Source organism: Shewanella carassii (assembly GCF_019670705.1).
Lineage (GTDB): Bacteria > Pseudomonadota > Gammaproteobacteria > Enterobacterales > Shewanellaceae > Shewanella > Shewanella carassii.
Window position 1 is genome coordinate 3,333,263 of record NZ_AP024618.1, and the last position, 22,432, is coordinate 3,355,694.

Consider the following 22,432-nt stretch of genomic DNA (forward strand, 5'->3'; position numbering starts at 1 on the left):
TGCCGGTCTCCGTCAGAGAAATCCTGTAGTTGGGCGATTTGCGCCCCATTCAAGCTTGAGGTTGCAATAACTTAGCAGTGGCAGCAGCAGCGACCAGATGATTATCAACAAGCTAAAAGTAACCGATTGCCCCAGGGGCCAAGCCACGGCCTCCAACCTGAATGCCGCCAGGTAACTGCCTGCGCCCCCCACAGCCCCAAAGAGTGCCTGCTGCCATCTGGGCAAGTCCCTGAGCCAGGCCAGACTCACCCCCAAGGTCGCGGCAAAATGCCCCCAAAGACAGCAGAGCCACAAGGGTAAAAGTCGCGAGGGGCTGTCAAACTCAAATACTCCGCCAAGGTGCAGCATGGCGTCCAAAACTATGCCAATGACAGCAGGTATCAGTACGGCGTTGAATGCTTTCATATTGTATCCGGTACGCTTTACGCTTTGCGCTGCCAGTTGGCTGTGCTGATCCTGGGCATTCTCGGCCATGAGGGCGGAGCGGTAGCCCGGATTGACAAGCAGCAACTGGGTACAAAGCAGCAAGAGAGCAAACACCAGCGCCTGATTGGCAAACAGGATCAAAGACCACCAGCCCAACTGGAAAACGATGGCGTTGAGCAGCAGAAAAAACCAAGGCGATGACAGTTTCATGGCCTAACCTGCAATTTGCCTTGAGCTCAGCGGACGATAGCCGTCCTTGACCGCAGTCAGTTGCACTGTGCTTATGGTGCGCTCAAGAAAACCACCTTCGCAGTAACTCAGGTAAAACTTCCACATACGCACAAAATCTTCACCATAACCGAGTTCACGCACCCGCTCTCTGGCGTCATCGAAATTGGCATGCCAGTCATTCAAGGTGCGGGCATAGTCGAGACCAATATCATCCAACGACCAGAGGGTCATGGAGGTTTGCCGCTGCAAGTGGCGTGTCATCTCGGTGACAGATGGCAGGCAACCGCCGGGGAAAATATAGCGCTGAATAAAATCCACCCCTTTGCGGTAGCTGTCATAGCGCTGATCTTTAATGGTGATCGCCTGCAGTAACAGCTTGCCGCTCGGCTTGAGCAGGGCATCCAGGCCGGCAAAAAATCCCGGCAGATAATCGTGGCCCACTGCCTCTATCATCTCTATCGAAACCAAACGGTCATACTGGCCGCTGAGCTGGCGATAATCCTGCCGCAACAGGGTAATGCGCTCACTCAGTCCTTCGGCGGCAACCCGTTCACTGGCATATTGGTACTGGGCATCGGAAATCGTGGTAGTGGTTACCTTGACGTCATAGTGTTTGGCGGCATAGATAGCCAGGGCGCCCCAACCGGTACCTATTTCCAAAAGACTCATCCCGGGCTGCAGATCCAGCCGCTCGCAAATCAGTTGCAGCTTATACTGCTGCGCCTCATCCAACTGCGCCTGTTCATGGGGATAGACGGCGCTTGAATAGAGCAGCTCAGGGTCGAGAAATGCCTGATACAAGGGGTTGCCCAGATCATAGTGCGCCAGAATATTGCGCTTTGAACCGGCCTTTGAGTTTCGGCGCAGCAGATGTTTCACCCGGCTAACTGTGTTGGAAAACCAGGAAAACCGCTGCTCTATCTTATCCAGCAGCGGCAGATTACGGGCAAACAGCCGCACCACTGCGGTAACATCCGGACTGGACCAGTGCCCCTGAATATAGGCTTCACCGGCGCCGATAGAGCCGCCCAGAATCACCTGGCGAAAAAAGCGCTCATCGTGAATACGAATTATGGCGACCAGGTCTGTGTCGAGCGGGCCGAAGGTCCACTGCTCACTGCCCAGTTGCAGTTTAAGACAACCGCCCTCCAAGGCATTCAAGGCCTGTTGCATGACTCTGGCCCATAGGCTCTTGCCGCTGGCGGCCAGCTGCTGTCTGTTCTTGGCTACTGTGTTTTCCATCTCATTCTCCAATGTTTGCTGTCACACTCGGGGAAATTTCCAAACCTTTAGCATCAATCCGTGCCGCCCTGAGGCCTGCGCTCGTAAGGCACAAAGGGCACCCGCTTAAGCCACAAACGCAGCGCTTGCCAATAGATGAGCCAAAGAATTTTCAGGCTCATCAAGGGAAAGCCCCACAGATAACGTCTGAGTTCACGACCATTGAAGGGGCGGCGTTTGAGGCTTAATACCGCATCGAAGCTGACCTTTTGCGACTCGGGGGCAGCCTCTGCCTCATCTCCCTTGCCGGGCAGATTGCTGATCCGCAAGTCGAGCCGCTCTGCCGGCGCCGGAATATGCCAGCGATAGCGATAATCCAGCGACATAAAAGGCGATACATGGAAGCACTTGTCGCCAAGCGCCGGCGCCTCGGCCGACACCAGATAACAGTGACGCTCATTCCAGGGGGTATTGCTCACCTCTGCCAACAGGTATTTATATTCATCACCTTGAAAGCAGTAGAAAAAATTAACCGGGCTGAAATAGAGCCCAAAGTGGCGCAGTTGCCCGGCGAACAGCACGCTGTCGCAGCCGGCCTCGCCGCCGAGCGCAATCACCTTATCCAGTACCCGCTGTTTAAGCGATGAGGCAGTATTCGATATTGCAGCCGCCTTGAGGTAATCCTGCTGCCGAAAACGCAGCACTGACCAAGGAGATTCACCAAACAAGCCGCTGAGGGATGAGAGCCTTGGCAAGTCATCCAAGTCCAGCAGCATCAAGGCAAAGGGATAGCGAAAACAGTGCCTTACTGGCGTTAGCCTAGAGTGGCTGACGCTGCCGAGGTAGATACCCGTTTCAGGTTTCATAGGCTTACCCCGAACCTTTCACAAACATCCAGGGCGCTGCGCACCCCGTCTTCATGAAAGCCGTTGTACCAGTAGGCGCCGACAAAATGGATACTGTCTTGCCCGCAGATCTCGCTGCGGCGTTGCTGCGCCGCCTGGCTCTGTTCATTGAATACCGGGTGAGCATAGACAAAGCGTTTGAGCACCTTGTCCTTGGCTATCGCCTCATCCTGATTCAAGGTCACCAAAAAATCCGGCGCAGACTTTGGCAGGCGCTGCAAAATATTCATGTTGTAGGTCACGCAGGCGGGACGGCTGGCATCGCCATCGAGACGATAATTCCAACTGGCCCAGGCGGCGCGGTGCTTCGGCAGCAACGAGGTGTCTGTATGCAAGGTCACCTGGTTATCCTGGTATTTAAGCCTGGAGAGTATCTCCCGCTCCAGCTCACTGGCGTCACCGAGCATGGCCAGCGCCTGATCGCTGTGGCAGCCGAGGATCACCTGATCGAACTCATGCCAGCTATCCTTGACTCTGAGCTGCACGCTCCCCGCTTGGCGGCGGATTTGTTCTACAGGCGAGTTGAGATGCACCCGCTCGGCAAAGGGCGCGCTGAGCGCCGGAATATAACTGCGGGAGCCGCCTTCGAGCACATACCACTGCGGCCGATTGCTGACGGCCAACAGTCCATGATGTTCAAAGAAACGGATAAAGAAAGGCAGCGAGAAGGCGCGCATATCCTGAATACTGGACGACCAGATAGCGGCGCCCATCGGCAGAATGTAGTGTTGACAGAAGAAGTCGGAGAACCCCTGCTGGTCGAGAAATTCCCCCAGCGTCACCGCCGGGTAACGACCGCTTTGATACAAGGCTTTGCAGCGGCTGTTGAAGGCCAAAATCTCCCTCAGGAACCCCCAAAAAGTCGGACTCAGCAGATTGCGCTTTTGCGCAAACAGGGTCGCCAGGCTATGGCCATTGTATTCAAGACCGCTGACAAGGTTTTGCACCGAGAAGCTCATCTCGGTCGCCAGCGCCTTGATACCGACCCGGGCCATCAAGGCCTGAAACCTGGGATAAGTGCGATCGTTGAACACAATAAACCCTGTGTCTATGGCGTAGGGTTTGCCGTCAAGCTCAACATCCACAGTGGCCGTATGCCCACCCAGATAATCGGCGGCTTCAAACAACGTCACCTCATACTGCTGTGACAACAGATAACCACAAGTGAGCGAGGAGATCCCCGAACCGACTATGGCGATGCGCGGCTTATTGCCGGTTGAAACTGTCATACTGGGCTCCCGTTTTTTGCAGAGGGTTTACCAAGGGCGGCGGCCAGCCAACTGCGGGGCAGCCAGCTCAGCAGAGTCAGCAACCAGATAAAACGCCCGGGAAAGGCAATCAGGCGCCGTCTGGCGGCCAGGGCTTGGATGATGGTGTTGGCGGCTTTATCGGCGGAGATCCGCATCGGCATGGCGAAGTCATTTTTGTCGGTGAGCGGCGTTTTAACAAAGCCCGGGCGAATTTCGCTGACATCTATTCCCTTGTGGGCCAGATCGAGCCGCAAGCTCTGCGCCAGGTAACTGATCCCGGCCTTGGAGGCACCATAGGCCTCCGCCCTCGGGAAAGGCAGCATCACAACACTTGAACTCATCAGCGCCAGTTGGCTGCCACGCTCAAGCAAAGGCATAAAGGCTTCCAGGCAATAGCCCACAGCCAACAGATTGGTGCGGATAACCCGCTCAAACAGGGCGCTGTCAAAGGCCATAGCCTCATCTATGTACTCACAGGTACCGGCATTGAGCAGCAGCAGATCCACACAGTCGGCTTGGCCCAACTCCAATTTGAGCTTGCTGCCCAGCTTCAGCACCGAGTCTCTGTCCGTGACATCGAACCTCAAAGGCTCGCAGCCTTCGAGGGCGGCCAGAGCTTGTTCATTGCGGCCACAGGCCAAGACCCGCCAACCGGCGGCGGCATATTGTCTAGCAAGCTCGGCACCTATGCCTGAGCTGGCCCCCGTGATCAATACCGTCTTCATCGGCTTGCCCTGCCCTTGACCATGCGCACCACTGAGCCCAGCAGTGGCAACTGTTCATAGAGCATCTGCCCCAGATCCAGATAATCCCTGTGGTAATGGATTTTGTCGCCAAAATTGATGAGGCTGATACCATCGACGCTGATGCTCTGCCCCCGGTTCAATTTGGGGTGGCAATACTTCATCTGCCAACTGATAGCGGCCTGGTCTCCGGCGGGCAAGACATCAGTGATCTCAAAGGCGATTTCGGTCAGGTTGCGATACAAACCGGCAAAATACTGTTCCAGTTGCTCAAGCCCCTCCAGTCGGTGCATGGGATCGCAAAAACAGATCTCAGGCGCATAGACGGCATGCAGCCTTTGGCGCAATGTGGGCAATTGCTCAGGGCCCAGGGATTGATACAAGGCAATAAATGCCTGAATAATCTCCTGAGACTGCGGCGATGTCGGCAGTGAAGCGGGTGCTATGTCCGCAGTGACTGAGTGGCTGGTCATGATAATCCCTCGGCTAATGAACTGAGTTCAGGCAGACTTTTTCAGCACGGCCAGGGCCTTCAACGCCCTTTGCCGCGCCGCGCTGTGCTCGACTATAGGTGGCGGGTAAGCCGCAGTGGCAAACAGACTCGGCTCGGTGAAGCGGGACGATGCAGCTGTGCCCGGATGGTGTATCTGTTTAAGCGACCAGTGCGCCAGTTCGGGCAGATAACGGCGGATAAAACTGGCGTCAGGGTCGAACTTTTCACTCTGGCTCATGGGGTTGAAGATCCTGAAATAGGGCTGGGCATCACAGCCGGTGCCGGCAGACCACTGCCAGCCGCCGTTATTGGCCGCCAGGTCGCCATCGATCAGGGTGCGCCGAAAATACTGCTCGCCCCAGCGCCAGTCCACCAATAGGTGTTTGGTGAGGAAGCTGGCGGTCACCATTCGCAGCCGATTGTGCATCCAGCCAGTCTGGTTTAGCTGACGCATGGCGGCATCCACCAGCGGAAAACCGGTGCGGCCCTCGCACCAGGCGGCAAACTCTTGCGGGTCGTTCCGCCAGACTATGTCATCACCGAGTGAGTTGAAGTTGCGCCCCATACACAGCTGGGGCCAGGCATGCAGCAGATGGCGGTAAAACTCGCGCCAGGCCAGCTCAGCCAGCCAGCTGCGACCCGGACTATTGTCCTCTGCCATAGCCTCGGGGAAGCGATTGAGCAGCGCCGCCACACATTGCCGCGGGCTGAGAATACCAAACGCCAGATAGGGCGACAGGCAACTGGTGCCATCGAGCGCCGGGAAATCCCGCTCCTGGCCGTAATCGGCAAGCTGGTTGGCAATAAAGCTATCGAGGCGCTGCCTGGCCGCCCCTTCACCCACTGGCCAGAGGTGGCTGTCTTGTTTACTGCCTTGATTGCTGACCTTAAAACTCAGCTCTGCGGGTTCGGGTAAAGCCGGGGCCAGAGGCGCAGGTACCGGCAGCGGCATTATCGCCTCACTTCCCAGCAGCTCACGCCAGCGGCGAAAGAAAGGGGTAAATACCCGATACATTTCGCCACCTTGGGTACGGACGCTGCCGGGCGGCAGCAGACAGTGCTCATCGGTAAACTGCAGGCCCACCCCTATAGTCCTGGTAAGCTGCGCCAGCGCCTGATCCCGGCGCTGCTCGTTAATCTCCACCTCGCGCCCGGCAAAAATCTGCTTAACGCCCAGGCGTTGGCAATACGCCTCGACAGTGACATTCACCCAAGAGAAATCGTCACAGTGCAGCAAATCAAAAGCTATCCCCAAAGATGCCAACGCCCGTTGCAGTTGATTGATGCTGCGCTCGATGAAATCCAGCTGCATGGGACCAACAGAGTGCTGCTGCCACTGGGCCGGAGTCGCAATATAAAAACCCCGCAGCGGCAGACCTTGGGCCCTTGCCGCTTCGCACGCCAGCCACAGGGCCTGGTTATCTGAAGTGCGCAGATCGCTGCGAAACCAGATGGCAACACAGGCCTTTTCACTGGAAGGCACATGATTGGGCAAGGACTGGGACATGTTACTTATCCTCCGGTTGTTTTGAGGCAAACTCGGCCTGACCCAGCAGTGCCAATATGGCGGCATTGCTGCTGCAAAGCACAGGATTCTTGACGGGCTCCGGGTTCTTGTTGGCGCCTTTTTCAGTCACAGCCAGTTCCTTGGCATAGTGCTCAAAGGCATTGGCGTGAGCCGCCACATAATCCCCGCTCAAGATCAATGGATAATCCAAAGCGCTCGCCAACTGGAACAGGGCTTTGACACTGCTGCCTGGCAACTGGGAAGGTGGCAACAACAAGAGCCCTTGCAGCGGCAGCCTGTGTGCCAAGAGTTGCAGCCCCTGGCCTTCCAAAGGCTCCTCCATATTGAGCGGCAGCAGGCTGACACCCCGGGTGATAAGCTCCAGTTGCAGCAAGATCTCACTCCAGGCCGGCTGCTTGCCAAGCGGCAGATAAAGAAGTTGCCAGCGGGGTTTCTGGCGCAGCAACTGCTCGCTGCGGGCGCCGACATAGTGAGCCAAGCGGCTTTCGAGCCAACTGCGGACAAATGCGCCGTCGAGGCGTTCATCGAGCTGGGTGTCCAAGACTTGCAACCAATGGCGCAGGCGCCGACAACACAAGGCGATGGGATAGAGGGCACTGAATTCATCCAGCAAGCGGCCAAAGCGGGCACTGCTGAGAGAAAGTGCCGCCTCGGTGAGACTGCTGCTGAACTTCAGCCAGTCGTCGTCTTCATTTTCTTGCTGCAGCTGTTTTTCTGTCTGACCACTGAGCAGTGGCTTGACCTTGCTGATGGCCACGCCCTGCTCAAGCCAGGAGAGGATTTCACGGATCTGTTGCACCTGCTCCTGAGTGTAGAGTCTATGGCCCTTGGGGGTGCGCTGCGGGATAACCAGTCCAAACCGTCGCTGCCAGGCGCGCAAGGTGACAGGATTCACCCCGGTCAGTCTGGCGACTTCGCCGATGGAAAGGTTGGCAATGTTATCAGTAGGCATAACGCAGTTTTAACTCCTGTGGATGAGGGTTGAGATAAACCTGGGCCGCAATATACGGCTGCGGATGCTCCCTCAAGTAATGTTTAATCAATGTCAGCGGCACCAACAGAGGTTGCAGCCCCTGACGATATTCATCTATCGCCTGACTAAGCTCAGCCTTCTGTGCCTTGGTCAGTTTTTGTTTGAAATAGCCCTGAATGTGTTGCAGTGCGCTGGTGTGATTGCGGCGACTGGCCTTATTTTTCAGCGCCTCCATAAAGCCTTCAAAGTAACGCCGGGCAGTTTCCTGCAAGTCTTCACCACCTTCAGCCAGCAAGGGGCCAAGTTGGCGATAATGAGCCGGACTGTGCGCCAACAAGAGGTATTTGTATCTGGCATGAAATTGGGTCAATTTATGCAGGCTCAAGCCGGAGTGCAGCAGACACTGCCAGTCGTGGAAGGCGTACACCCGGGTGAAAAAGTTTTCCCTGATCACCAAATCGTTCAAGCGCCCCTCTTCTTCAACCGGCAGTTGTGGCCAGCGTTGCATCAGGGCCTTGGCGAACACACCTATGCCACTGCGATTCCCCTGATCGCCGCCTTCCTTGTAGACAGTGACCCGTTCCATGCCGCAGGTAGGTGATTTGGCACAAAGCAGATAACCGCTTAAAAACCCCAACTCAGCGACTTTTTGCTCACTGAAACTTTGCAGGCTCTCGGTTACATCCAGGCTGGCATCACGGCTCTGGATCCGGATCTCATCACCGCGGCGCACCTGACGTATGCTCTTGCGTGGCGCGCCCATGCCTATTGCCATCTCAGGACAGACTGGCACAAAGTCAAAATGCTGCCTAAGCTCCTGCTGGCAATAGACAGAATTCTTATGACCACCGTCAAAACGCACCTGCTGCCCCAACAAGCAGGCACTGATACCCAGTTGAATTTGCTGCGGCTCAAACTTGTACATATTGAGACTCCTTGTATAACCTTGTAGTAGATTAAGGCACACACCTGTACAAGGATCAAGTTTTTGTACAATATTTTTTAGTAAAGGGATCGACTTGCCGGGCAAGTCATACAAGACCTTAAAAGGAGTCGAGCTCAGAAAACCTGAGCTGTCTGCTGGCGAAGTAGCACCCATCTTGGATGAAACCTGTAACGCAAAAGCATTTAAGAGAGATTCGAAGGGAGATAAAAAACGGGAGCCTTGAGCTCCCGTTTTCTGTCATTGATATCTTTCACTGCAGGGCACTAACGCCTGAAATTATTGCTTACCAGCCCCCAGACGCTCAACCAGGAGTACCAGACCAATTCCAGCGGCGGCACACAAGAGCGCCAACCCCAACTGATGCGGCTGCTGTGTCAGTTGCTCAAAGCCAAAGGGAGACAGGTTTTGCTGCACCAGGGGTACCTGCTCACCATGGGAGTTGGTGCGCCAGCTCAGCGTCTGTTTCCAGGGCCAGATCTTGCCCAGCGTTCCCAGCATAAGCCCGGTAAGGAAGATAAGGGTGGCATCGTGAAAGCGCCGCAGCAACGCCGACAGCAGATGGCTGAAACTCAGGATACCTATCACGGCGCCGACAGCAAAACAGCCGAGAATGTCCAGCTGGATATTCTTGGCCGCCGCCAGCACGGCTGGATAAAGCCCCAACAGCAAGAGGATAAAGCTGCCGGATATCCCTGGCAGTATCATGGCGCAAATGGCAATGGCACCGCCAACAAAAATATTAAAGTAGCTGGCCTCCAACTCGACCGGGCTCAGCACGGTAATGCCCCAGGCAAAGGCCACTCCCAACGCGAATATCAATAGTCGCGGCAGTGAAAAACCGCCCTTGACCTGGCGCAGCATATGCACCACAGAGATCAGGATCAGCCCGAAAAAGAATGACCATACAGGAATAGGATGATGTGCCAGCAGGTAAGAAATAAGCTTGGCCAGGCTCAGAATACTGCTGAGGATCCCCGCCAACAGACTCAACAAAAAGGCGCCATTGATATGCGCAAACGCCGCCTTGATGCCGTCACGGCGTATAATGCCCCAAAGACTGGGATTGATACGGCGAATACTTTCCAGCAGGGTGTCATAGATGCCGGTAATAAAGGCTATGGTTCCCCCGGAAACGCCGGGCACCACATCGGCGGCCCCCATGGCCAGCCCCTTGAGGTAGGTCAACAGAAATTTCACTAGGTTTCCTTACTACTGTTTTGATAATTCTCGCGGATTATACCAATCCTGATTGAAGTTGGATTGTCCAAGGAAGTGATTCTTGCACTTGCAAAAGGTTCACCCATTCGCACCTTCCCGAAGAAACCGCCATTTAAGCACAGGCACCAGTTGCTGCCACGCGTTTTTATTCTATCTGTTCAGCCTCAGCTCAGATTGGCGAGCCCCTCGATCATCTCAGCCAATGCTCTTGGTTCTGCTCGTGCCTCTTTCCTTTTAGCTCTTGCCTCTTGGCTCTTGCTAAAGCGCTCGTCAGCATACACACTCATCCGACCAGAGTAACAACAAAAACATTACCCTATACCAACAAAAAACATCAACAAGGAATACCCACAAGGAATCACTATGAGTAAAACCGCCAATTCGACCCTGAACTTGTATCACAAATGCCGGCGCCTGCCCTTTGGCAATAAGATATTCTCCTTGCTGGTCAGCCGGATGGCGCCCTACTTTGGCAGTATCAAGCCGATAATTACTCAGTTGGAGCCCAACTACTGTGAATGCCTACTGCGTAAACGCCGCGCAGTGGAGAATCACATAGGTACAGTACATGTCATTGCCATCTGCAACGGCCTGGAAATGGCGATGGGGGTCATGGCCGAGGCTTCAATACCACCTCATCTGCGCTGGATCCCCAAGGGCATGACGCTTGGTTACACCGCCAAGGCCGGCAGCGATATCCGCTGTGTGGCCAAGGTTGATGCCAACGCCTGGCAGCCGGGGGATCTCGATGTCGAGGTGCTCGCCTATGACAGCAATGATATCCTGGTGGTCAAGGGCAGTATCAGGCTCTGGATCTCGGCCAAGCCGGCCAAAAACGCGACCGAGAAGGGATCATAATTTGAAACAAGCCAGCACTTCCCTGATTCGGGTTTGATTGCTAACTTGGCTCAGCTAATCGAAGCCTTAGACGGTACTCAAGAGTAAGTAGGAAAAAGATGCAGGGACAGCCGGTCAAAATCAGTCACAACCCCAATATCGATGCCGTCAGAGGGCTGGCGGTATTGGGGATATTCTTTCTCAATGTCAGTTTTATGGGCGTCACCTTATATGGTTATGCGCCCTTTCCCGAGTTTCATTTAACCGATGCCATTACCGAAACCCTGAGTAATTTTCTGCTGGAGGGGCGCTTCCTCAGCCTGTTTTCCATGCTCTTCGGTGTCGGCCTCTATATTCAACAACAGAATTTCCTCGCCAGAGGATTGGAGCCCTTCCCCTTAATCCGCTCGCGCTTACTCTGGCTGATGCTCTTTGGGGCGCTGCACAGCCTGTTTATCTGGCCGGGGGATATCCTGCTCACCTATAGCATTTGCGGCCTCCTCGCCTGGCATTATCGTAACCTGGAGATTGAAGCCCAGCAAAGGCGGGCACTGCTCTTTATCGCCATCGGCATCCTGGCCTATGGACTGATGATCTTTCTGCCGGGTGATGAAGCCTGGATCCGCGGCAACGCCCTCTTCAATGAACAATACAGCGCCTGGACCGGCAGCTATGGCGAGCAGTTGCTGATGCACCTGTTTATGACCTTGCTGATGCTGATTTCCCTGCCATTTACTCTGCTGTGGTTTGTCAGCGGTGTGATGCTGCTGGGGATCAGCCTGTATCGTCGCGGGCTGTTTGACCAAGGTTTACCCCAGGGCAAATTGGGGAAATTGCTGGCACTGAGCATGCTGCTGTCGCTGGCGGACACGATTCTCAGCCTGCAATCCCGCCCCAAACTGGTGATGCTTTCCGATATTCTGGTCATGCTGAGCGCCATTCCCATGGCTATCGTCTATGCGCATCTGTTAGTTAAGTTCGGCCGACGCCTGCCATGGCTGCAAATGCGCCTGCAGGCGGTTGGCCGGATCCCCTTGAGCCTGTATATTTTGCAGTCCTGTTTTGGGATCTGGCTGTTTCGCTATCAAGCGCCCGAGTTGCTGCTGACACTCGAGCGCATAGACTACCTGGCCATAGCCTTGGGTTATGCCTTGGTGCAGATAATACTGGCCGGCTGCTACCTTAGGTTCTTCAACCAAGGGCCGCTGGAATGGCTCTGGCGCCGTCTGGCCTTTGGCAATAAGCCAATCAATAACGCCATGAATACTCACGAGTCAAACACATGAAGCACAAAGGAAAAGTCAGCCATTGGCAGGACGATAAAGGCTTTGGGTTTATCAGCCCCAACGACGGCAGTGAACGGGTATTTCTGCACATTAAGTCACTGAGCCTGAGCGGTCGCAGGCCACAAGTGGGCGACGTGCTGACCTTTGACATCACACTGGATGACCAGGGCCGGCGTCAGGCAAAACAGGCCTTCTTTCCCGAGGACAGGGGCAGACTCAAACAAAAACAGCGTCAGCAGAATAAGCGCAGCAGTCACAAGTCTTTCATCGGCAAGCTCACCGCCCTGTTTGCCCTGCTGCTACTGGCTTTAGTGGCACTGGGTAAGCTACCGCTCTTGGTGCCCGTCTGGTATCTGCTGCTGAGCCTTCTCTGTTATTGGCTCTATGCCCGTGATAAAAAGGCCGCCGAAACTGGCCGCTGGCGCACCAAGGAGTCGACCCTGCAACTGACCGGTTTGCTCGGTGGTTGGCCCGGCGCTTTGCTGGCACGCCATCAGTTTCGCCACAAGACCAGTAAAACAAGTTTCAGACTCCTGTTCTGGTGCTGTGTCGGCCTCAACCTGTTGGTGCTTGGCGCCGCTCTTAAGCTAGGATGGCTGGCACGGCTGCCCGAAATAGCTTTTTAACGGTTGGCTCTAAACTCAAGGGCAAGCTCGCCTATCTAGCAGGCTCAATCATCTAGGCTTAATCATCTAGGCTTAATCAAGTAAGCCAAGTGCCAGCTTGCGGCCGCGCTCGGCAGCATACTGCCGGCTGACGAGCTGGGCAGAGACTATCGCCCCCTCTTTAATCAAACACAACTGCCCGGCCAACTCACGAGCGCGCTCGCTGCCAAGCCAAGACGACAACTTCTGCTCAAGCTCATTTTGAACCCTGGCCTTATGCTCACGGCAAAGACGATTTACCGGATGCTCGGGTGAGGGATACTCGGCGGCGGTATTGATAAAGAAACAGCCGCGAAACTGACTCAGGGACTCAACCCGGCTGTTGAACCAATCATCCAGGGCGTTAAACAGCTCATGGATCAGCTCCATCGGCGTTTGCGCCGCCTCCAGCCTTTGATTCAACCAGTCAAAAAACAGCTGATCGCGATAACGCACCACGGCCAGCACCAGGGCCTCCTTCCCCTCGAAATGATGATAAAGGGTCTTCTTGGCGATGCCGGCCTCGGCCAGAATTTGATTGATGCCCACCCCATGCACACTCTCTCGATAAAAGAGTTCAAAGGCACCGGCAAGCAGTTGGGAAACCTTGTCCATCTCACGCTCCTTAACGATTCAATCTGAGTTTGACAAAAGTAGAACGGTCTGTCTACCATAAAAAGTAGACCGATTGTTCTACCAAGCAAAAATGCTGACAACCAAAGGAAAACAGATATGGACAACACACCGCCCCTGACCGCAACACCTGCTGCAAAAAACACAGCCCAAGCGGCGACAAACCGTTGGCAGGCTGCCGCCTGGGCCACACTGGGCGCCGGAAGCTGTATTGGATTACTGGCGGGATTACAGGAGATGCTGACGCAGAACCTGAGCTGGAGTCTGCTGCTGATGGCACCATTCGGCGCCACTATGGTGTTGCTCTACGCCCTGCCCCAAAGCCCGCTGGCGCAGCCGAAAAACATCTTCTTCGGCCATCTGCTCACCTGCGCTCTGGGCCTCTTGTTATTGCACACCTTGGGAGTGTCGCCGCTGACACTGGGGCTGGGAACCGGCCTGGGTGTCGGCCTGATGATGCTGACCAACACCACACATCCACCGGCCGGCGCCAACCCCTTGCTGGTAATGCTGGCCGGGGCCGACTGGCAGTTTTTGCTAACCCCTGTGGTTTCGGGGTTGCTGCTGATCCTCGCTTTCGGTTGGGCCTATCACAAGAGCCTGTATATCAAGGGGATCAGCAAGCATAGCTGGCCTAAAACCAACTGAGGGCAACACTTATCACCACGCCGGTGATCAGCAACTGCATCAGACAAAACCCCATGATATCCCGGGCCTTGAGCCCGGCAATGGCCAGCACAGGCAGCGCCCAAAAAGGCTGGATCAAGTTGGTCCAGGCATCCCCCCAGGCCACCGCCATGGCGACCCTGGCGACATCGGCGCCAAGAGCCTCGGCGGCCGGCAACATGATAGGTGCCTGTACCGCCCACTGGCCGCCACCGGATGGCACGAAGATATTCACCACCCCGGCGCTGATAAAGCTCCAGAATGGCAGTGACTCGGCGCTGGCAATGGCAACAAAACCCGAAGAGATACTCTGTGCCAACCCGGACTGTACCATCACCGCCATGATGCCGGCGTAGAAGGGAAACTGGATCACTATCCCGGCGCCGCCCTTAATCGCCTCATTGAGACTGACCAGCAGACTGCGCGGCGTCTGGTGCAGGGTTATCGCCAGGAACAGAAACAGGAAGTTGACTATGTTGAGGTTAAGACTGCCCCCCTGAACAAAGAACCAATACCCCAGATACCCGAGACCACACAGGCCCACCAGGATCCCGAGTATCCGGCTGTTCTCCAGATAGTCGGCCGGGCGTTTGTTCTCACTCTGAGTCGGCGCAGCATCCTCGAGCAGCGCAGGATCGACTATCACTGACTCTTTGTCATCCGGCAGCATAAAGCGATTGACCAGCGGCATTATGATAAACAGCAAGGCAAGTAGCAGCAGATTAAAGCCGGCAAAAATAGTTTCCGAGGTAGGAATAATGCCTATCTGCGCCTCGGCAAAGTGTCCTGGTGTGGCCACTGTCAAGGGCACTGAGCCCGCCAAGCCGCCATGCCAGACCACAAAGCCCGAATAGGCGCTAGCCACCAGCAAACGGTAATCCACCTTGACCCGGCGCGCCAACGCCTTGGCAAACAGGGCACCAACCACCAAACCGAACCCCCAGTTAAGCCAACTGGCCGCCAAGGAGACCAAGGTCACCAGTATGATAGCCTGCGGCGCGCTGCGGGCCAGGGACGCTATGGCATCCAGCAACTTCTTCACCGGCGGCGAGCTGGCCAGCATAAAACCGGCCACCAACACCAGCAACATCTGCATCGAGAAACTGAGCAGGTTCCAAAAACCGCTGCCCCAATAACCCAGCACTTCTACCGGTGTCTTTTGCTGGCCGAGCATGGCGGCAGCAAACACCAATAAAGTAAGCAGGAGCACAAAGATATAGGGATCGGGCAGATACTTATCCACCAGCTTGACCAGTGGCCGGGAGGCGCGATTGAGCATAGGGGTTTCCTTGAGTCTTATTATGATTATTCTGCGGAGAGCTGATTTAGCTTTCACTTTTTTATCAATAGCCTACACAAGTCTGCCCGTGGGATAAAGCCCGACAAAAGTACACTATAACCCTAAGGAAGGTGCGAATAAGTCCTCGTGGCCTTCTCTTTTGTAGAGAGTGGCTTGCACAGCAATTGGCGTTCAAGGCATCTGACTGAAGGCATGCCGGGGCCTGTCGAAGTCGGATAACGCAGAGAGCCGGTTGCTGTGAAAGCCCCGAAGGGCGTGGCTTACAGGCCTGCCTGCTGTGTTGTGCTTCTTGCAAAGGACTAGGGCCATTTGCTGCGAACCACGCCTTGCATCCAAGCCCGTAAGCCGACGCAGAGTACACATGGGACTTGTTCGCACCTTCCCTTAGCTGTAAATGCCGCAGTCCAACTGCTAAGATAGCGCCACCTTCAGGACAGAGGATCCCCAAATGAGAATGTTGCTTGCCGTGGTGGTTATCGCCGCAGTTATTTTTTACTTTTTCACCACTATGAATGGCCAGAAACTGGCAAAAGAGAATGTTGCCAAGGGCGAGGTATTTCTTGAGGCCAACAAGCATAAAGAGGGTGTGGTCACCACAGACTCGGGGCTGCAGTATCAGTTACTGCACAAGGGGCAAGGCCAGGTTCATCCGGGTCCCAAGGATAAGGTGACAGTGCACTACCATGGCACCCTGATTGACGGCACTGTGTTTGACAGCTCGGTCGATCGCGGTGAGCCCATCGCCTTTCCACTCAATCAGGTGATCAAGGGCTGGACCGAAGGGGTTCAGTTGATGACAGAAGGCGACAAGATGCGCTTCTTTATACCCAGCAGCCTGGGCTACGGCAATCGCTCTGCCGGCTCCATCCCGCCGGGTTCGGTACTGATTTTTGATGTGGAATTGCTCAAGATCAACTAACAATCCCCAACAACAAACCCGGCCAAAGCCGGGTTTGTTGTTTCAGTAACGGCTGTTAACCTTGCGCGAAGGGATCGTCAATCGACTTGGCCGGCTCGGTAAACCAGCGTGGCCCCTCTGCCGTCATATAGAAGTGGTCTTCATGGCGAACGCCGAACTCGCCGGGCACACAAAGCATGGGCTCATTGGAAAAACACATACCAACGGCCAGTGGGGTGTTGTCGCCATCAACCAGATAGGGCCACTCATGAATATCCAGGCCTATGCCGTGGCCCGTTCTATGGGGCAGTCCCGGCAGTTGATATCCGGGCCCGAAACCGGCCGCTTCCAACACGGCTTTGGCCGCCTTGTCGACACCACTGCAGGGCGCACCTAAAGCCGCCGCTTCAAAACCGGCCCGCTGCGCTGCCTGCTCGAGCGCCCACAATTGCCGCTGCCGCTCGCTTGGCGTACCAAATACGTAGGTGCGGGTAATATCCGAGTTGTAACCATGCAACTGACAGCCTGTGTCTATCAACACAGTGTCGCCCGGCTCCAGCGTCTTGGGCGACTTGACCCCATGGGGATAGGCACTGTCCTCACCAAAGAGCACTATGCAGAAATAGGAGCCACTGGCCCCCACGGCTCTATGGGCCTTGTCGATAAAATCTTCCACCTCGGCGGTACTGATCCCCGGGCGTAATATTCTGGCGGCGGCCTTGTGCACTTCGAGCGTCATATCCATCGCCCGCTGAATCAGCCTCAGCTCGGCGGCCGATTTATGCATTCGCAGTTGGGCGCTAATCTTGGCGCCGTTGACAAAAGCAAGCTCGGGGCAAGCCTCACGCAGGCCATCAAACAAAAAGAAAGGGGCAGATTCATCTATAGCCAGAACGGCGCCCGCACGCAGACAGTCCATGCGCTCAAGCACATTGCGGCACAGCGCATAGGGACTCTGGTGCTCATGCCAGGTGTTAACCCGTCCAGGCTGCAACATAAAGCCTTTGAGGGTGTCGAGCTCAAATGCCGGCGCCAGGTATTCCAGTTCACCACGACAGGGCAAAATCGCCCCTACCATACGCTCACTGGCATACCAACGCAGGCCGGAAAAATAGTAGAGATTGGTGCCGGCATTGAGATAGAGGGCATCAATTCCCAACTCTTGCATCAGCACCTGGGCGTTTTGTTGCCTGGTTTTGAATTCGGCGACGTCCACCGCTGTGACATCCCGGGTCATATCCACCAGCTTTGCCAACTCCTGCTCCGGGGTTGAGCCGCCAACGCCTATGCTCATCGACTTCTCCTATTAGGTTATTATTCTGCTCGAGATTTTTAGCATATTGTATACAAGCTTGGAAGCAGCAAACGAAATTGCCAACTTCCGGCGACCGCTGATATGCTGCTTGCGCCAAACGCGGGAGTACAATATGCAGGACCTTGCCAACTATATTCTGGCCATAGAAGGACAAACAAGCAGCGCCGAACTGTTGGAGTCGGTGCAAATTCACACTACGGACGATGAAGGTTTATGGCAATATCACTTTGCCGATGGCGCCATTATCGAAAAACAGCAGGAGCTGGAACAGGAGCCAAGCCAGTCCAATATCGGCGAGCTTTGTGAAGATAACTGGATCCGTTATCGAGTGTTGAAAGGAAACGATATCAATCCAAAACAAAAAGCCTTCAGCAACCTGTGCCAACGGGCCTTCTGGTTGAAGATGCGTCAGGCCTGCCAAGAACCGGCTTGACGGGGGATGTCTCCCCCTTCAATCAGAGTATCAGGCCTGTTGCATCAGCATTACTTGCAGACCGCGGCAAACCAAGGTCTCCATATCATCGACCCGACTTATCTGACACTGACTGACAGTGGCTGGAACCGCCAAGTCTTTAACACCACTGACGCAGCCTTTGTAATAGTCGGCATTGGCCAACATACTACCGGCGAGCCAGAGTTTTTGCGGATTGAGCAGGTTAACCGCCCAGGCAATGCCCATCCCCAGATAAGCCCCGGCGCGATAGAGTTCTACCGGGTTACGCAAGCGTCGACGCCGCACCGACTCGCCGCTGGCCAACTGTTCGAGACTGAATTCCCCCGACTCCGTCATTACCCGGCAAGCGCCCAGCTCGCCGCCCAGACCGTTGGCGCCACTGAACACCCGGCCGTTGAGCGCCAGTGACATGCCGATCCCTGTACCACACATCACCAAGAGTTCACACTGGTGTTTTACGCTGGCAATGGCGTGCAGACCGGCGTGGATATCATTGCTGATGGCCACCAGTTCACCACGGCTACTGAGCTTTTCCGGGTTGAGTCCTACCAGCGCTGGCAAAGCTCGGCAGGATATCAGTTGGTTGTCTCGCACCATGCCGGGGAAGGCCAGTGCCAGACGATAGTTTGTAAGCCCATAATCAGATTCAAGTTCAGCCAATTGCCGATTGAGATCTGCTATGGTGAAACTCTCTCCGGTGGGGATTTTATATTGTTCTGTTGTTTCCCCTTGCCGCAGCTGAAACAGCGCGGTTTCAGTCCCCACTTCGATCGTTAATGTCGACATCAATAAACCCCTTTATACCGTACCGCCAGAGGCGGTGGACGGCCTAAGATGTTAGCACAGTGCTGTCGGCATCGCACCTAATCATCAAGGTTCTGTTATTTGTAACGTCTTGCTTTTACTTAACTTCCACCATGCTATCAGGATAAGTTGGGTCGCAATGGCGGGAATACAGATCACCAGCAGCAGTTGCCAGCCGAGTTGATAGATGACCCAGCCGGCCCCCAGAGACGCCAACGCTTGAGAGCCAAATACCAGAGAATCGTTGAAAGACTGCACAGTGAATCTCTCTTCGGGGCGATAACAGCCAGGCAGCAACGAAGTGCCGGCAACAAACAGAAAATTCCAACCCACACCCAACATCACCAGCGCACTCCAATAGTTGAGCAGGTCACGCCCCGCCAGTGCCAGAGCCAAGGTCAGGCAGTAAAGCGCCAGCCCGGCCAACATGATACGGGTGTGACCCAAGCGGGCTATCAGGTAGCCACTTATCAGCGAGGGCAGATACATGGCAATCACATGGCTCTGGATCACCCACTTGGTATCCTCAAGGCTGTGATGCTCTATGTGATGCATATGTACCGGGGTCGCCGTCATGATAAAACTCATCAAGGCGTAGCCTATAACTGCAGCGCCGCAGGCAACCCAGAGTCGGCTTTGACGCAAAATAACCGACAATGGCCGAATATCCATACGCTCAACCTTGGAGGCTTTGAGTACCGGGCCATCATCTTGATAAAACAGCAGGCAGACCAGCGCCAGCACACCGACCAGAGTCACCATCAAAAAGGCCCCAGAGTATGTTACCGGCAAAATATCCTTGGCCAGCAAGGCCAGTTCTGGCCCGAGGAAGGCGGCGAGCAAACCACCAAGCAACACCCGGCTGGCTGCCTTGGCAGACAGAGTCGGCGCCACTGACTCCATGGCGGCAAAACGGTATTGCTGAATAATGGCGCCGCCGCATCCGAGCAGCAGACCACTGCCACAAAATCCCCAGAACTGGGCATACCAAACACTAAGCGCCGCCATAGCACCGGCCACACTGGTCAGCAGGGCGCCACCGATAAATACCCGCCGCCGCCCCAAACGCTGCATCAAGATATTGATGGGCACAATCGCCACAGCGACTCCGACTACCATCATGGCGATAGGCAGTGTCGACAGCGAGTGAACCGGGCTCAGCTCTGCCCCTATGATACCTCCGAGCAATACCATGATAGGTGTGGCACTCATGGCAAAGGCCTGCGCCAACATCAACACCCAAACATTTAGCGGCATAAAGGCATCCTTGAATCAAAATCGAGACAGATAAAAACCTTGAACAGGCCAACAAACACACATAGAGTTAACCTAAGCCAATCAGTTTTAACATTTTCATTCAAGGAAGAACACTGTGGGAAAACAAAACTGTATCAGAGTGCTACTGCTGACCTTGCTTCTGGGCATGGGGGCAGGCTGCAGCAACCAGCCTTACTCCCCTTCTCAGGATCTCTATGACAACGTGGCCAACAATGTCGAGCAGCGCAATGAAAAGCAGGTGCGGGATCAACAACCAAGCGATGACAGAGTACGCAGTGAAGATGTCAGTAAAGGCGTAATGGCAACTCTGGTTAGCTCCTTTCTGGTGGGCATAGCGACTCTGTTTGGCAGCAATTGAATTGGCCCCCTTTACAGCTGCCACAAGGATTTCCTCATGCAAGCCCTTGCGAAGCGACTTCAGGGCTTGCCATAATCCGCTATCACTCATAAAGACAAGGTCGGCCAAGGGTAGCCAAGCCGACCATCAGCGGAGCCCCTATGTTGCAATCACAATCCCCCAAGAGCCCCCATATCGCATTACGGCTTAATGCCGTGCGCAGCGAAATGGCCAAACACCAACTCGATGCCTTTATCCAGCCCCGTGCCGACGAATATCTCGGCGAGTATGTGCCAGCGCACAACGAGCGTTTGCATTGGCTGACCGACTTTACCGGCTCGGCGGGGATGGCGATTGTGATGAAGGACAGCGCCGCCATTTTTACTGATGGTCGCTACACTGTGCAGGTGAGGCAACAGGTGGACTCGACCCTGTTCAGTTATGAGAGCCTGACAGATATGCCCCAGGCACAATGGTTGGCAGAAAAGCTGCCGGCCGGTTGCCGTATTGGCTACGATCCCAGGTTGCATACCCTAGCTTGGCAGCAAGATGCCGAAGCCACACTGAGCAAGGCGGGTATGACATTGGTGGCGCTTGACGACAACCCGGTGGATTTGCACTGGCAAGACAGACCCGTGCCGGAAAACAAGCCCATTATCCTCTTCAATGCCGAGTCTGCCGGCAAGAGCAGCGAACAGAAGCGCAGTGAAATCGGCGCCCTGGTGAAAAAAGCCGGGGCCGATGTAGCGCTGATAGCGGCGCTGGACTCCTTCTGCTGGTTACTCAATATCCGCGGTCAGGACGTGCCCAGGTTGCCCGTGGTACTGGGCTGTGCCCTGCTGGAAGCCAATGGTGAGATGACACTGTTTACCGAGCTTGCCAAATTACCCCAGGGGATTGAAGCCCACGTAGGGGCCGGTGTCAGCTTCCGCGCCGAGTCGGAGCTCGCCGAAGCGTTGCAAGCGCTTGAAGGCAGAAAGCTTTTAGCCGATCCCAATAATGCCAACGCCTTCAGCCAATTACAGGCCAAAGCCGCCGGCGCCAAACTGATCGCCGGACTCGATCCTGTGGCACTGCCCAAGGCCTGTAAAAACAGTGCCGAACTGCAGGGAATGCGCGCCAGCCATATCCGTGACGGCGTTGCCGTGAGCCGTTTCCTGGCTTGGCTGGATGCCGAAGTGACCGCAGGCCGCCTCTACGATGAGGGCACACTGGCAGATAAGCTTGAGAGCTATCGCCTTGAGGATCCTCTCTACCGCGAGCCAAGCTTTGACACTATTTCCGCCACCGGCGGCAATGCGGCCATGTGCCACTATAACCATCTCAACGGCACTCCGGCCATGATGGAGATGAACAGCATCTATCTGGTGGACTCTGGCGCCCAGTATTTGGACGGCACCACGGACGTTACCCGCACCATAGCCATAGGTGAAGTCAGCGCCGAACAGAAAAAGATGGTGACCTTGGTGCTCAAGGGGCATATCGCCCTGGATCAGGCCCGCTTCCCGCGGGGCACTACGGGGCAACAACTGGATGCCTTCGCCCGTCAATACTTGTGGCAGCACGGTTTTGACTACGACCACGGCACGGGCCATGGTGTTGGCCACTTCCTCAGCGTTCATGAAGGCCCACAAAGAATAGGCAAGAACCTCAATGCCATTCCTTTGCTGCCCGGAATGGTGCTTTCCAACGAACCCGGCTATTACCGTACAGATGCCTTCGGTATCCGTCTGGAAAACCTGGTGGAAGTACGCCCCTGTGAAGCGCTCAAAGGGGCCGAGCGGGAGATATTCGAGTTCGACGCTCTGACTCTGATCCCCATGGATAAACGCTTGATAGACAAGAGTCTGCTTACTGAAGCTGAGCTCAATTGGTTCAATGACTATCACAGCCGCGTTTATCAGACCCTGTCACCGCTGATGAGTGGCGAATCACTGGCCTGGCTCGAACAGGCCACCTCGCCGCTGTAACGCCCAAGGGCGCCGTCAATGGCCGGCGCCCTTTGTCAAACTCTCTGTGCTATTCGCGAGAAGATCCGCCCCTTGA

The 22,432-nt window shown here is 55.2% G+C and carries 23 protein-coding genes; 8 read left to right on the top strand and 15 right to left on the bottom strand.

Annotated elements, in window-relative coordinates; all coding sequences use genetic code 11:
• Window positions 1–12 precede the first annotated feature (12 nt).
• The 10 genes from K5621_RS15090 to K5621_RS15135 form a co-directional block, all read right to left on the bottom strand.
• The gene (locus K5621_RS15090) at window positions 13–636 is read right to left on the bottom strand and encodes a DUF2878 domain-containing protein (RefSeq protein WP_221049650.1); all 624 of its coding nucleotides are present in this window, start codon (window positions 634–636) and stop codon (window positions 13–15) included.
• Window positions 637–639: 3 nt separating this feature from the next.
• Window positions 640–1,899, bottom strand: a complete 1,260-nt coding sequence (locus tag K5621_RS15095; protein ID WP_101056848.1) for an SAM-dependent methyltransferase — start codon at window positions 1,897–1,899, stop codon at window positions 640–642.
• A gap of 53 nt (window positions 1,900–1,952) precedes the next feature.
• The gene (locus K5621_RS15100; protein WP_221049651.1) at window positions 1,953–2,744 is read right to left on the bottom strand and encodes a DUF1365 domain-containing protein; all 792 of its coding nucleotides are present in this window, start codon (window positions 2,742–2,744) and stop codon (window positions 1,953–1,955) included.
• Entirely contained in the window at window positions 2,741–4,012 is a 1,272-nt protein-coding gene (locus K5621_RS15105) for an NAD(P)/FAD-dependent oxidoreductase (protein ID WP_221049652.1), read from the bottom strand. Before K5621_RS15105 ends, K5621_RS15100 begins: the two co-directional genes overlap by 4 nt.
• Window positions 4,009–4,758 (bottom strand): SDR family NAD(P)-dependent oxidoreductase, encoded by a 750-nt coding sequence (locus K5621_RS15110; RefSeq protein ID WP_039034311.1) that lies wholly within the window; start codon window positions 4,756–4,758, stop codon window positions 4,009–4,011. Before K5621_RS15110 ends, K5621_RS15105 begins: the two co-directional genes overlap by 4 nt.
• Window positions 4,755–5,249 carry a nuclear transport factor 2 family protein gene (locus K5621_RS15115; RefSeq protein WP_221049653.1) on the bottom strand — a complete coding sequence of 165 codons (495 nt, stop codon included), beginning with the start codon at window positions 5,247–5,249 and terminating at the stop codon, window positions 4,755–4,757. Before K5621_RS15115 ends, K5621_RS15110 begins: the two co-directional genes overlap by 4 nt.
• A gap of 27 nt (window positions 5,250–5,276) precedes the next feature.
• On the bottom strand, window positions 5,277–6,776 hold the full coding sequence (phrB, locus tag K5621_RS15120) for a deoxyribodipyrimidine photo-lyase (RefSeq protein ID WP_221049654.1): 1,500 nt from the start codon (window positions 6,774–6,776) through the stop codon (window positions 5,277–5,279).
• A 1-nt stretch (window position 6,777) separates the two neighbouring features.
• Window positions 6,778–7,749, bottom strand: coding sequence for a MerR family transcriptional regulator (locus K5621_RS15125; protein WP_221049655.1), 972 nt, complete (start codon window positions 7,747–7,749; stop codon window positions 6,778–6,780).
• Window positions 7,739–8,695, bottom strand: a complete 957-nt coding sequence (locus K5621_RS15130; protein ID WP_221049656.1) for a YbgA family protein — start codon at window positions 8,693–8,695, stop codon at window positions 7,739–7,741. The genes K5621_RS15125 and K5621_RS15130 overlap by 11 nt, the downstream gene beginning before the upstream one ends.
• 297 nt (window positions 8,696–8,992) lie before the next feature.
• Complete coding sequence (locus K5621_RS15135) at window positions 8,993–9,913, bottom strand: polyprenyl-phosphate transporter (protein ID WP_039034313.1); 921 nt, start codon at window positions 9,911–9,913, stop codon at window positions 8,993–8,995.
• 384 nt (window positions 9,914–10,297) lie between these two features.
• Between K5621_RS15135 and K5621_RS15140 the strand changes: the two genes are divergently transcribed.
• From K5621_RS15140 to K5621_RS15150, 3 genes are all read left to right on the top strand, one after another.
• Window positions 10,298–10,792, top strand: a complete 495-nt coding sequence (locus K5621_RS15140) for a hotdog fold domain-containing protein (RefSeq protein WP_221049657.1) — start codon at window positions 10,298–10,300, stop codon at window positions 10,790–10,792.
• A 98-nt stretch (window positions 10,793–10,890) separates the two neighbouring features.
• Window positions 10,891–12,057 (top strand): DUF418 domain-containing protein, encoded by a 1,167-nt coding sequence (locus tag K5621_RS15145; RefSeq protein WP_245003091.1) that lies wholly within the window; start codon window positions 10,891–10,893, stop codon window positions 12,055–12,057.
• Complete coding sequence (locus K5621_RS15150; RefSeq protein WP_221049658.1) at window positions 12,054–12,683, top strand: DUF1294 domain-containing protein; 630 nt, start codon at window positions 12,054–12,056, stop codon at window positions 12,681–12,683. Before K5621_RS15145 ends, K5621_RS15150 begins: the two co-directional genes overlap by 4 nt.
• A 72-nt stretch (window positions 12,684–12,755) precedes the next feature.
• Here the strand turns inward: K5621_RS15150 and K5621_RS15155 are convergent, their stop codons facing one another.
• Window positions 12,756–13,316 (bottom strand): TetR/AcrR family transcriptional regulator, encoded by a 561-nt coding sequence (locus K5621_RS15155; protein ID WP_221049659.1) that lies wholly within the window; start codon window positions 13,314–13,316, stop codon window positions 12,756–12,758.
• A gap of 117 nt (window positions 13,317–13,433) precedes the next feature.
• On the opposite strand from K5621_RS15155, the gene K5621_RS15160 reads away from it, so the two are divergent.
• Window positions 13,434–13,982, top strand: coding sequence for an HPP family protein (locus K5621_RS15160; RefSeq protein WP_081737197.1), 549 nt, complete (start codon window positions 13,434–13,436; stop codon window positions 13,980–13,982).
• Here the strand turns inward: K5621_RS15160 and K5621_RS15165 are convergent.
• Window positions 13,969–15,279 (bottom strand): short-chain fatty acid transporter, encoded by a 1,311-nt coding sequence (locus K5621_RS15165; RefSeq protein ID WP_028781171.1) that lies wholly within the window; start codon window positions 15,277–15,279, stop codon window positions 13,969–13,971. The two genes, K5621_RS15160 and K5621_RS15165, sit on opposite strands and share 14 nt — an antisense overlap.
• Window positions 15,280–15,748: 469 nt before the next feature.
• Here K5621_RS15165 and bamJ point away from each other — a divergent pair, with 469 nt between their 5' ends.
• The gene (gene bamJ / locus K5621_RS15170) at window positions 15,749–16,219 is read left to right on the top strand and encodes a BamJ family beta-barrel-assembly machinery protein (RefSeq protein WP_039034318.1); all 471 of its coding nucleotides are present in this window, start codon (window positions 15,749–15,751) and stop codon (window positions 16,217–16,219) included.
• 55 nt (window positions 16,220–16,274) lie between these two features.
• On the opposite strand, the gene K5621_RS15175 is transcribed toward bamJ, so the two are convergent.
• Entirely contained in the window at window positions 16,275–17,492 is a 1,218-nt protein-coding gene (locus K5621_RS15175; protein WP_221049660.1) for a M24 family metallopeptidase, read from the bottom strand.
• Between the two features lie 133 nt (window positions 17,493–17,625).
• On the opposite strand from K5621_RS15175, the gene K5621_RS15180 reads away from it, so the two are divergent.
• Complete coding sequence (locus tag K5621_RS15180) at window positions 17,626–17,946, top strand: hypothetical protein (RefSeq protein ID WP_221049661.1); 321 nt, start codon at window positions 17,626–17,628, stop codon at window positions 17,944–17,946.
• A gap of 30 nt (window positions 17,947–17,976) precedes the next feature.
• Here the strand turns inward: K5621_RS15180 and K5621_RS15185 are convergent, their stop codons facing one another.
• The gene (locus K5621_RS15185) at window positions 17,977–18,753 is read right to left on the bottom strand and encodes an ROK family protein (protein WP_100144132.1); all 777 of its coding nucleotides are present in this window, start codon (window positions 18,751–18,753) and stop codon (window positions 17,977–17,979) included.
• 84 nt (window positions 18,754–18,837) lie between these two features.
• Complete coding sequence (locus K5621_RS15190) at window positions 18,838–20,028, bottom strand: MFS transporter (RefSeq protein WP_221049662.1); 1,191 nt, start codon at window positions 20,026–20,028, stop codon at window positions 18,838–18,840.
• Window positions 20,029–20,143: 115 nt separating this feature from the next.
• Here K5621_RS15190 and K5621_RS15195 point away from each other — a divergent pair, with 115 nt between their 5' ends.
• Window positions 20,144–20,407: a hypothetical protein gene (locus K5621_RS15195; protein WP_221049663.1), complete on the top strand. Its 264-nt coding sequence runs from the start codon at window positions 20,144–20,146 to the stop codon at window positions 20,405–20,407.
• A gap of 140 nt (window positions 20,408–20,547) precedes the next feature.
• On the top strand, window positions 20,548–22,356 hold the full coding sequence (locus tag K5621_RS15200; protein WP_221049664.1) for an aminopeptidase P family protein: 1,809 nt from the start codon (window positions 20,548–20,550) through the stop codon (window positions 22,354–22,356).
• Window positions 22,357–22,432 lie beyond the last annotated feature (76 nt).